The sequence below is a fragment of the Prauserella rugosa genome (assembly GCF_000719975.1).
Lineage (GTDB): Bacteria > Actinomycetota > Actinomycetes > Mycobacteriales > Pseudonocardiaceae > Prauserella > Prauserella rugosa.
This window is the reverse complement of the sequence record NZ_JOIJ01000003.1, coordinates 248,891-259,550: the sequence shown is the minus strand read 5'-3', so window position 1 is coordinate 259,550 and position 10,660 is coordinate 248,891. Positions and strand designations below refer to the sequence as shown.

Below are 10,660 nucleotides of genomic sequence, written 5' to 3'. Positions count from 1 at the left end.
CCTCAGTACGTGCGCTGCGTGGCCTTGACGGCCAGCTCCGTGAGGCGTTTCGGGGCGGGGTCGGCCAGCTTCGCGTCCTCGAGTGCGGACAGGGCCGAGTCGGTGAGCGTCTCGATCCGCCGCTCCACCTCGGCGACGGCGCCGACGTCGGTGAGCAGCTCGCGCACCCGGTCGACCTGCGCGTCCGACAGATCGGCGGCGCCCAGCGCCGAGTCGAGCACGCTCGTGTCCGCGCCGCGTTCGCGCGCGTGGTGCAGTCCGAGGGCGACCAGCAGGGTGCGCTTGCCCTCGCGCAGGTCGTCACCCGCGGGCTTGCCGGTGATCGACGGGTCGCCGAACACCCCGAGCAGGTCGTCGCGCAGCTGGAACGCCACTCCGATGTCGCCGCCGAACGACAGCAGCGGCTCGATCACCTCGGCACCGGCGCCCGCCAGTGCTGCGCCCAGGTGCAACGGCCGCTGCACCGTGTACGCGGCGGTCTTGAGCAGGTCGATGCGCAGTGCGGCGTCGACGGATTCGTCTCCCGTGGCCTGCGTCCGCACGTCGAGGTACTGGCCTGCCAGCACCTCGGACCGCATCGCACGCCACGCCGGCCTGGCCCTGCGCAGCACCTCGGTGGGCAGCTCGGCGTCGGCGAACATGTCGTCGGCCCAGGCCAGTGCGAGGTCGCCGATGAGGACCGCGGCCGCCAGCCCGTACTGCTCCGGCGATCCCAGCCATCCGTTGCGGGCGTGCTCGCCCGCGAACGCGACGTGCACGGTCGGCGACCCGCGCCGGGAGTCGGAGGAGTCGAGCACGTCGTCGTGGATCAGCGCGCAGGCCTGGATCAGTTCGAGGCTCGAGACGGCCTGGAGCACACCCCGCGTGTCCGCGCCCGCGGGGTCGCCGCCCGCGCCGCGCCACGCCCACCACGCGAACGTGGGACGCAGTCGTTTGCCCCCGCCGAGCACGAACGCGCGCAACGCGTCGGTGGCGCCGGTGAACGCCGGTTCGGTCCGCCCGATCGTCGCGGACGCGCCGTCGAGGAAGTCGGTCAGCGCCTCGCCGATGCGCGCGGGCAGGTCGGCGTCGAAATCGGGCTGGCTCATGACCCCATCGTTCCAGGCGTTCGCCGGAGGCCGTGCGGCCTGACCGGTAACTGTGGCGCGCGCCCCCTCACGGCTGCCGTACGGACGCTCGGCCGGGGTGCTCCGCCGGAGGCGCAAAAGGGCCGCGGCCGGCCGCGCGGGCCGGGTAGCGTTCCGGCCTATGAGCGTGCACGACATTGAGAACCGATTCGTCGACGACTACGCGGCGGCCGACCCCATCGAGGCGACCGCGCTGGGCGTCGTCGGGTACGACGACCAGCTCACCGACTACTCGCCCGAGGGGCACGCCAACCGTGCGGCGCTGACCCGCCGCGCCGTACGCGACGTCGAGGCGACCGAACCGGCCGACGAGGCCGAACGCGTGGCGAAGGCCGTCTTCGTCGAACGCGGCACCATCGACCTGGAGATCCACGACGCCGGTCTGGACCTGGCCTCGCTGAACGTCATCGCCAGTCCCGTGCAGGACATCCGCCAGGTGTTCGACCTGATGCCGCAGGAGACACCCGAGCAGTGGGAGACGATCGCCAAGCGGATGACGGGCGTGCCCGGCGCGCTCGACGGCGTCCGCGCGTCGCTGCTCGCCGCCGCCGAGGCGGGCCGGGTTCCCGCGATCCGCCAGATCAGCAAGGTGGCCGAGCAGGCCGAGACGTGGGCAGGCATGAGCGGCGACGGCTTCTTCGACACCATGATCTCCGGTGCTGGGATCTCCGGTGCCGGCAGTTCGGGCGCCGACCTGCCGCAGTCCCTGCGCGGCGAACTCGAGCAGGCGGCGGCCACCGCACAGGAGGCGTACGCCGAGTTCGCCGGGTTCCTCCGCGCCGAACTGGCACCGCAGGCTCCCGAGAAGGACGCGGTCGGCGAGGACGTCTATCGCACGTGGTCGCGGTACTTCACCGGTGCCGACCTGGACCTGCGCGAGGCCTACGAGTGGGGCTGGGAGGAGTTCACGCGCGTCGAGCGGGAGGCCAAGGAGGTCGCCGAGCGGATCAAACCGGGCGCCACCCTGTCGGAGGCAGCAGCGGCACTCGACGCCGACCCCCGATACCGCGTCACCGGCCAGGCCGCGTTGCGCGAGTGGATGCAGGGACTGTCCGACGAGGCGCTCCGCTCCCTGCGCGGCACCCACTTCGACCTGCCCGACGAACTGATGGCTCTCGAATGCCGCATCGCCCCGCCCGGCGGTGGGGTCGGCGCGTACTACCACGGGCCGAGCGAGGACTTCTCCCGTCCGGGCACCATGTGGTGGTCGGTGCCGGCCGACAAGGAGGACTTCTCGACCTGGCGCGAGGTCACCACCGTCTATCACGAGGGCGTTCCCGGCCACCATCTGCAGATCGCGACGTCGGTGTACGAACGCTCGCTGAACCGGTTCCAGCGGCTCATGGCCTTCACGTCGGGGCACGCCGAGGGGTGGGCCCTCTACGCCGAGCGGCTCATGCGCGACCTCGGTTACCTCGACGACGACGGCAACCTGCTCGGCATGCTCGACGCGCACCTGTTCCGCGCCGCACGCGTGATCATCGACATCGGCATGCACCTCGAACTCGAGATCCCCGCGGGCACGGGATTCCACGAGGGGCAGCGGTGGACTCCGGACCTGGGACTGGAGTTCATGCTGACCCGCACGATCACCGACCCCGACCACGTGCGGGACGAGATCGACCGCTACCTCGGCTGGCCGGGTCAGGCCCCTTCGTACAAGCTCGGCGAGAAGCTGTGGCTCGAAGCCCGTGCCGAGGCGCAGCGCAGGGAGGGCGAGGCGTTCGACATGGCCGCTTTCCACCGCAGGGCCCTGCGCATGGGCGGGATGGGCCTCGGCACCCTCCGCGAGCTCCTCGTGGGCTGAGCCCTCGCGAACGCACGCGCAGCACCGTGACGTCCGCACCCGGACGATCACCTGGTCTGCACCGGAGCATCCGCACCGGATCGCCGTGGGCTGTGGGGTGCGGCAAAACCCGTACCCCACAGCCACACCGCTTCGCTACGATCCCGGCATGCATCGGCTCTTTCCGATCACTCCACCGCCACGCCCCCTTCGCGGGGTGTAGGCGACGAAAGCCACGCCGCGCGTCCGGCCCCGATCACGGGCGGCCGCGCGGCCGATCACGCGTGCCGCTTGTCCCGGCACGCGTCCCGGTGTGCCCGTGACGGCGACACCGCCCACGGCACCCGGTACGGCGCCGCCCCAGCGGCTGCCGTACCCGGCGCCGGAATGGTCCTGCCTGCCCGTTCCGTTCCACGGGACGGGCCGCAGCCGTGCCCGCCGCGCTGTCGGTGCCTGCTCCTTCTCGTCCGCCCCGCGTCGATGACGTCTGTTCGCACTCCTCGGACCGGTTCGCCGGTCCGTTCCTCGACGCTGGAGCGTTTCTCATGTCTGTTTCCCTGCCGGTGCCCGCACGTTCCCGTGTGGACACGGCGAGTCTGCTGGTGGCCGGAATACTGTGGGGCACCGGAGGAATCGCCGGTTCGGTGCTCGGTTCCGCGGCCGGCCTGTCATCGCCTGCGGTGGCGGCCTGCCGTCTGTTGCTGGGCGGTGTGTTCACCGTGGCGGCGCTCGCCGCCACGCGCCGGCTGCGCGGGATGCCGCGCACGCGTCCCGCGTTGCGCCGCGTGGTCGTCACGGGTGGACTGCTGGCACTGTTCCAGGCCTGCTACTTCGCAGCCGTGTCGCTGACCTCGGTCAGCCTGGCCACGATGGCCACGATCGGCAGCGTGCCGGTCTTCGTCACCGCGGCGACCGCCGTGGGGCAGCGGCGCCTGCCGGATGCCGGGACGACGCTGTGCACCGCGGGTGCCGTGGCCGGACTGGTGTTGCTCACGTGGTCGCCGGAGGACACGTCCGACCGGTGGCTGTTCGGCGCGGGGCTTGCGGCGGCGCTCGTGGCCGGAGCGGGGTTCGCGACCCTCACGCTCGTGACGCGGTCCCGCGTACCCGGTCTCGACCCGGTTCGCACCACCGCCTTCGGCTGTCTGCTCGGCGGGGTGCTGCTCGCACCGGCGATGGTCGTGTCCTCGCCGGAACTGCCGGTGCCGTGGCAGGCGTGGGCGGCCGCCGCCTATCTCGGTGCGGTACCGACCGCACTGGCCTACGCGGCGTACTTCCGTGGCCTGTCCACCGCACGGCCTGCGCTCGCGGCGTTGGCGGCACTGCTGGAGCCACTGACGGCGACGGTGCTGTCGGTACTGCTGCTCGGCGACCGTCTGGGTACCGCGGGCTGGTGCGGTGCGGCACTGTTGTTGTCGGCGGTCGCGGTCGGTTACCTGCGCCGCTGAGCCGGGCCGCCGGTCGTCACTCCAACGGAAGGGCGCGACCGAGCACCGCGAACGGCCGCGGGTCGCCGGTGAAGCGGTACTGCCGCAGCACGTCGTCGAAACCGACCCTGCGGTAGAGCTTCCACGCGCGACTGTCACCCTCCGGAGTGGACAGCAGGACCCGGGAGTCGGGGACCCCGTCGAGGAGCATGCGCAGCAGGTCCTCGCCGGTTCCCCGGCCCTGGGCGCCGGGGCGTACGTGGATCTCGGTCAGCTCGAAGTAGTCGTCGAGCCACGTCGCGGCCGTCTGCTCGCCTTCGCGCTCCACCACTCCGCGGCGCACCTGCTCGTGCCACCACTGGCCCGGTTTGCCGCGGTACCCGTAGGCGATGCCGACCAGCCTGCCCTCGTCGTCGAGCGCGGCGACACTGCGCCAGCCCTCCCTGAGCACGTGGGTCAGCCACATCGGCGCGCGCTGCTCGGCCGTACCGGGCGGGTACCGCATCGCCTCGACGTAGATGTCCAGCGCCTCGCGGAGACGGCTGCGGAACTCCTCACCGGAGAGCCGGACGTAGTGCTGGGCGCTGGGCATCGCCGTCATCGCGACCGTCCCGGCGCAGCGGCGACGTCGGCGGGCGTGCCCGACGTGGCGGCCAGTAGATCGTCGAACGTGGTGGGGTAGACCGACTTCGGGTGCCCCGCGGCGGCCCACACCACGGGATGGCCGGCCAGCGCGGTGTCGACGAGCGTGTCGATGGGCTGCGGGTGGCCGACGGGGGCGACCCCGCCGATCGCCTGGCCCGTCCACGTCTTGACGAACTCCGGGTCGGCCCTGCCGACCTTCTCGGCGCCGGCGAGCTCGGCAAGGGTGGCGGTGTCGGCCCGGTGCGCCCCGGACGTCAGCGCGAGCAGCGGGCGCTCGGTGCCGTCGGCGAAGACGGCGCGGAACACGAGGCTGTTGGCGATCGCGCCGACCTCGACGCCGAGTGCCGCTGCGGCGAGCTCGGCGGTGCGGGCGTCCGCGGGAAGGATGCGAATCCCCTGCGCGGCGGCGTCCTGATCGGCCTCGGAGAGCGCGGCGGCGACCTTCGCGACCGACGGATGGTCGAGGGTGCTCATGGCCTTATGAGATCACGCCGGGCCCCGCGGGTGCGACGCAGATCGCTCGCACAGGGCGCTTGCCCACACCGGCGCCGCGCGCTAACGTGAGTGGTGTCGAACTGATGTTCGATCACGGGAATTCCGGTCGCCTGCACGCGTGGATGAGGGGAAGCATCCGGCGCGCAGATGACGGTTCTCCCGGAATGCGGCCGAGGGGTGAAGGAGGCGGGACATGTCCGTCACAGCGACGACGCCGGAGACGTCGGCACCGGGAACGGTGCGGGCGGCACGGACCTCCGGTGGACGGACCGACCAGCGGGCACTGCCGTTCGAGGCGGGGCCACCCGTCACCCCGGCAGCCGCAGCCCTCGTGGCGCAGGCGCGGCGCGGGGTCGCCGCGGCGCGCGCGGAGTCCGACGTCGTGGAGCGGTTCACGGGTGCGTATCTGTCGGCTCTGCGTGCCGCCGCGGCGGTGCTCACCGCACGGGGCAGGCCGCATCGCGGTCGTGCCAAGCCCGAGAGCGTGTGGTCGCTGCTCGAGGCCACGGCGCCGGAACTGTCCGGATGGGCGGTGTACTTCGCGGCCCACTCCGCGCAGCACTCCGCGGCGCAGTCGGGCTCGTCGCGGGGTGTCGACGCGCCGGCCGCCGAAGAGCTGCTGGAGCGGGCAGGGCAGTTCCTGGCCGTCGTGGACGTGTTCGTGGCCGAAACGGGAGCGGGCTCTCGGTGCGGATCGGGGGCGCGCAGGCCCCGTGCACGGAGACGGTGATGTCGGCACAGGTGACGATCGATCACGGTCGAATCGCGCGTGCGTTCGGGGACGAGGTCGAATTATTGATCGACGCGGCACGCTGTGTTCCACCCGAGACGTCGGTTCCCACGTGCCCCGGGTGGACCGTGGGGGACACGGTGCGGCACGTGGGCAGCGTGTACCGCGTGGCGCAGGCGTGGCTGATCGACGGGCAGCGTCCCGGTGACTGGCAGCGGGAACCGGCGCCGGGCCAGAGTCGCGAAAGCTACGTGCGGCAGGGGCACGCCGACCTGACGGAGATCTTCGAGTTCCACGACCCGGAGGAGTGCGCGGCGACGTGGTGGCCGAGGGATCGGACGTACGGCTTCTGGCAGCGGCGCATGGCCCACGACACGGTGATCCACCGCGTCGACGTCGAAGCCGCGGGCGGCGCGGAGCCGTCGGACATCGCCGACGACGTGGCACTCGACGGGATCGACGAGGCACTGATGCTGTGGTTCGGCCACCGGCTGCCACGGCTCGGGCTCCGCGGCACGAGAGCGGGCACCGTCGGCGTGTGCACCGGCGGATGCGGATGGATCACGATCGCCGGTCCGGACGAGACGGCGGTGCGGCGATGCGGTAACGCCGAGGCGCGGGCCGCCGACGTGGTGGTGTCGGGTGATCCCGCCGAGGTCTACCTCTGGTTGTGGGGCAGGCGCGGGCCGAGCGCGGTCGACGTCGACGGTGCCGACGACGATGCGGTGGGGCAGCTGTGGGCGCTGATGCGGTTGGCGACGCGGTGACGGCGGAACGGATGGCACGGCGGATCAGCACGGTGGACGCGCACGGCGGGAACGGAGTGGCGGCATGAGCGGATTGGCGGGTGTGGCGCTCGAATCCGAGCGGCCACGGGACACGGCGGCGTTCTGGTCGGCGCTGCTCGGTGGCACGCGCAGCAGATCGCGCAACGGCGACGAACTCGTCCACCTCGACAGCGGCCTGTCCCTGTGGCTGCTGCCCTCGAGTGCGCCCAAGACGGCGAAGAACCGGATCCACCTCGACCTCGCGGGCGGCGCCGATGCCCGGGACCAGGCGGCCGTCGTGGACAGAGCGGTGCGGCTCGGTGCGGTCCACGCCGACATCGGGCAGAACGACGGCCCCCGCCCGGTGCCGTGGGTCGTGCTCGCCGATCCGGCCGGCAACGAGTTCTGCGTGCTCGAACCACGCTCCGAGTACGCCGACACCGGCTCGTTGGCCGCCGTCGTGATCGATGTCGCCGATCCGCACGGTCTGGGCCGGTTCTGGTCGGCGGCCATCGGATGGCCCGTCGTGCGCGAACATCCCGAGTACGTCAGCCTCCGCCGTCCTGACGGCCGAGGGGAGTGGCTCGAACTGCTCCGCGCAGCCGAACCCGACGACCCGGCACGGCCGTCCCCGCGGTGCCGTCTCGAGCTGGCCGTGCCGGACGGGCCCGCGGGGCTGACCGACGAGGCGGAACGGCTCACGGGCCTCGGCGCGGTCCGGCGGGGCGCAGGCAGGCTGACCGATCCCGAGGGCGGATTGATCGAGCTGGTCAGCACGTCCTGAGCGGGTGTTTCCACCGCGTTGCCGGCGCGTGCGAGCTCCTGACCGGCGCGAAACACCGGCGCAGCCGTCGAGCAACACCGCTCCGGAACCGTCGGCGGCATGAACATTCGCCGCAGACCCGCCTCTGGCCGGCCGGACGTCCCGCCGGCACGGCACACCGCCGCCCGTGCGAAGCACGGCGCTCGTGCCGGCCGCGCCGACACCGATGCCACGGACACCGACACCGACACCGAGGCAGCCGCCGGTGCTCGGGTGCGGCCCGTCTGGCGGCTGCGCGTGCGGATGGACGACCGGCCGGGGACTCTCGCCAGGGTCGCGATCCGCCTGGCCGAGCTCGAATGCAACGTCCTCGGCGTGACCGTCCTGCCCGTGCCGGGTGGCGTGCTCGACGAGATCGTCGTGCGTCCCGGCCCCGGCGTCACGCGCGCCGACGTCCTCGCCGCCGTCGACCGTGAGGACTGCGAAGGCGTGGGCGTGTGCGACGCCGACGTGCACGACCTCGTCGACCCGGCGACGGCGAGCCTCGCCGCGGCGAGGCTCGCCGTCACCACCCCCGACGATCTCGCCGATGCGGTCCGGGAGCTCCTCGGTGCCGAGGTGGTGACCGTCGTGCCCGAGGACGAATCCAATCCCGGACGGGACGAGGCAGGACATCGCGCCGCGTTCGCCGTGGGCGACGGACGTGCGCTCGTCGCACGCAGGCGGTGGGCGCCGTTCCTGCACCAGGAACTGGCCCGCGTCGACACGCTGCTCGCCCTGCGCGCGGAGGTCTCCACCAACCTCGCCGGACCGGCCGTGGCGACGTGCGCCGACGGCGCCGAACTCGTGCTGCGGGACGCGACGGCAGGCGACACCGACGCGGTGATCCTGCTCCACGAGCACTGTTCGCCCTCCACGCTCGCCCGCCGGTACCGCGGCTCGACCGGCGTGCTGTCCCCGAGGCGGGCTCGTGAGCTGCTCAGCCCGGCGCACGGGACGAGTGTCGTGGTCGTCTGCGGACGCGAGGTCGTCGCGCTCGGGCAGTTGATCGCCGCAGCGGGAACTCCGCCCGAGGTGCGGCTGCTCGTCGAGGACGGCTGGCAACGCAACGGCGTGGGCACGGCCCTGCTGCGCAGACTGTCCGCGCTCGCGGCCTCCCGTGGCCACGACGAACTCGTCGTCGCCACGGGAGGTGATGCCGCGGTCGCGGGCCGGACGGCGACGCGCGCCGGACTCGAGGTGGTCGAACCGGCGGCCGCCGACGGCTACCTGCGGGTCGCGCTCAGCAGGTGACGTCCACGTCGGCGTACGACTCGAACGAGACGTGCACGTGGTCGTAGTGGTTCGCGGTGTCGCTGCCGCGATCCTCCATCATCGACCAGCCGCTGCCGTCGTTGTACCGCTGCTCCCAGATCACGTACGTGACACCGAACTCCTCCTGGTTGGCCAGGATGTAGTCGGCGATCTGGTCACCGTTCGCACCGGTCGTCATGAAGTCCAGTGCCAGCCCGCTCGGGTGGTCGCTCGCGCCCGACCGGCTCGCGACCCCGCCGACCGAATCGACGTCGAACTTCGTCAGCACGTGATTGCCGACCTGGGCCACGTGCGGCTGGGTGCCCTCCAGTTCCGTCGAGCACGGTTCGGGTTCCGGCGTCGGCGGTGGGGGAGGGGGCTGCTCCTCCGTCGTCGGCGGCGCGGAGGTCGTCGACGGGCGGGAGGTGGTGCTGCTCGGGGTGGGACGTGTCGTGGTGGACGGCCGTTCGGTGGTCGACTCGGGTGTCGACGTGGCCTGCGACGAGGTCCGCTCGGTGGGCGCGCTCATGGCCAACGCCGCACGTTGCGGTTCGTCACCGCCGGTCAGGCCTTCGGTGATCCACACGGTGAAGCCCAGCAACGCGGCGGCGGCCAGGCCCAGTGCGACCGGCATCCGCCACGCGTGTCGGGATTCGCGCGCGGCGGCCGCCGATCCGGGGGTGTCGGCGTCGGGGCCGGAGGAGTTCGGGATCTCCTCGGCGTCCGCACCGGCATCGGCTCCGGCTGGAAGGAACTCGGGTCTTCGGGACTTGCGGCGCGCGCGGGGCTTGTCCGCGCGATGTCGACCTGCCATGGGGATGGTCCTCGGGGTTTCGCTCGGGGTTCGGGCTGTCGGGGTGCGGACAGATTACGAACCGGCAACGAGCGCGTCACGTCCGAGTGGCGATGCGCACAACTGGTGAGGACCATTCGCGGCGGATCGCCTGGTCAGAGCCGCGGTGTGGATCCCGTGCCGGCTCCCGCGCGGGCCCGCCGAGGCCCGATCGGTGGTGATCGGCCCCGTTCAGGCGCTGCGGAACCAAGCGCTGCGGAACCAGTCCTGGCCACGCATGTCACGGAAGGCGGTACGCCGCTGATCGGTGGCCAGCCGGTCGAGATACAGCGTGCCGTCCAGGTGGTCCACCTCGTGCTGCAGACACTGCGCCAGCACACCGTCGCCCTCCACGGTGACCGGCTCGCCGCGCAGGTCCACACCACGCACCACGGCGTGGACCGCACGTCGCACCGGGTACCGCAGCTCCGGCACCGACAGGCACCCCTCGTCGATGTCGTGGGTCTCCTCCGACAACGCGACGATCTCGGGATTCAGCACGTAACCGAGCTCGCCGTCGACGTGGTAGCTGAACGCGCGCAGCCCGATGCCGATCTGGGGTGCCGCCAGCCCGGCGCGCCCCGGCATGTTCACCGTGTCGAGCAGGTCGTCGACGAGCGCCGCGGTCGTGTCGTCGAACCGCGTCACCGGATCGGCCACGCTCTTCAACACCGGGTCGCCGAAGTACCGCAGCTCACGGACAGCCATCCTGCGCCTCCCCCTGGTCACCATCGCCGGTGGACGCCGAACACCGGGTCCGGCGTCGCACATCGGCTGGACAGATTAGCCGGGCCG

At 72.4% G+C, this 10,660-nt stretch carries 11 protein-coding genes; 6 read left to right on the top strand and 5 right to left on the bottom strand.

Annotated features, from left to right (window positions below; all coding sequences use genetic code 11):
* Window positions 1–2: 2 nt before the first annotated feature.
* The gene (locus IF64_RS0106210; RefSeq protein ID WP_030531046.1) at window positions 3–1,088 is read right to left on the bottom strand and encodes a polyprenyl synthetase family protein; all 1,086 of its coding nucleotides are present in this window, start codon (window positions 1,086–1,088) and stop codon (window positions 3–5) included.
* Window positions 1,089–1,248: 160 nt separating this feature from the next.
* Between IF64_RS0106210 and IF64_RS0106205 the strand changes: the two genes are divergently transcribed.
* Together IF64_RS0106205 and IF64_RS0106200 are read left to right on the top strand one after the other, a co-directional pair.
* A complete protein-coding gene (locus IF64_RS0106205; RefSeq protein WP_030531045.1) occupies window positions 1,249–2,934 on the top strand; it encodes a DUF885 domain-containing protein in 1,686 nt (561 codons plus the stop codon).
* Window positions 2,935–3,458: 524 nt separating this feature from the next.
* The gene (locus IF64_RS0106200; protein ID WP_030531044.1) at window positions 3,459–4,361 is read left to right on the top strand and encodes a DMT family transporter; all 903 of its coding nucleotides are present in this window, start codon (window positions 3,459–3,461) and stop codon (window positions 4,359–4,361) included.
* A 16-nt stretch (window positions 4,362–4,377) separates the two neighbouring features.
* Here IF64_RS0106200 and IF64_RS0106195 read toward each other — a convergent pair whose 3' ends face one another.
* Together IF64_RS0106195 and IF64_RS0106190 are read right to left on the bottom strand one after the other, a co-directional pair.
* A complete protein-coding gene (locus tag IF64_RS0106195; protein WP_030531043.1) occupies window positions 4,378–4,941 on the bottom strand; it encodes a GNAT family N-acetyltransferase in 564 nt (187 codons plus the stop codon).
* On the bottom strand, window positions 4,938–5,459 hold the full coding sequence (locus IF64_RS0106190; protein WP_030531042.1) for a YbaK/EbsC family protein: 522 nt from the start codon (window positions 5,457–5,459) through the stop codon (window positions 4,938–4,940). The genes IF64_RS0106195 and IF64_RS0106190 overlap by 4 nt, the downstream gene beginning before the upstream one ends.
* A gap of 214 nt (window positions 5,460–5,673) precedes the next feature.
* On the opposite strand from IF64_RS0106190, the gene IF64_RS0106185 reads away from it, so the two are divergent.
* From IF64_RS0106185 to IF64_RS0106170, 4 genes are all read left to right on the top strand, one after another.
* Complete coding sequence (locus IF64_RS0106185) at window positions 5,674–6,210, top strand: SAV_6107 family HEPN domain-containing protein (RefSeq protein WP_048808044.1); 537 nt, start codon at window positions 5,674–5,676, stop codon at window positions 6,208–6,210.
* A complete protein-coding gene (locus IF64_RS0106180; RefSeq protein ID WP_030531040.1) occupies window positions 6,210–6,977 on the top strand; it encodes a maleylpyruvate isomerase family mycothiol-dependent enzyme in 768 nt (255 codons plus the stop codon). The genes IF64_RS0106185 and IF64_RS0106180 overlap by 1 nt, the downstream gene beginning before the upstream one ends.
* Window positions 6,978–7,041: 64 nt before the next feature.
* Window positions 7,042–7,761 (top strand): VOC family protein, encoded by a 720-nt coding sequence (locus IF64_RS0106175; RefSeq protein WP_030531039.1) that lies wholly within the window; start codon window positions 7,042–7,044, stop codon window positions 7,759–7,761.
* Window positions 7,762–7,860: 99 nt separating this feature from the next.
* Window positions 7,861–9,033: an ACT domain-containing protein gene (locus IF64_RS0106170; protein ID WP_246134743.1), complete on the top strand. Its 1,173-nt coding sequence runs from the start codon at window positions 7,861–7,863 to the stop codon at window positions 9,031–9,033.
* Here IF64_RS0106170 and IF64_RS0106165 read toward each other — a convergent pair.
* Both IF64_RS0106165 and def read right to left on the bottom strand, forming a co-directional pair.
* Window positions 9,023–9,847 carry a VldE C-terminal domain-containing protein gene (locus IF64_RS0106165; protein WP_342779920.1) on the bottom strand — a complete coding sequence of 275 codons (825 nt, stop codon included), beginning with the start codon at window positions 9,845–9,847 and terminating at the stop codon, window positions 9,023–9,025. The two genes, IF64_RS0106170 and IF64_RS0106165, sit on opposite strands and share 11 nt — an antisense overlap.
* Window positions 9,848–10,057: 210 nt before the next feature.
* Entirely contained in the window at window positions 10,058–10,573 is a 516-nt protein-coding gene (gene def, locus IF64_RS0106160) for a peptide deformylase (RefSeq protein ID WP_030531036.1), read from the bottom strand.
* Window positions 10,574–10,660 lie beyond the last annotated feature (87 nt).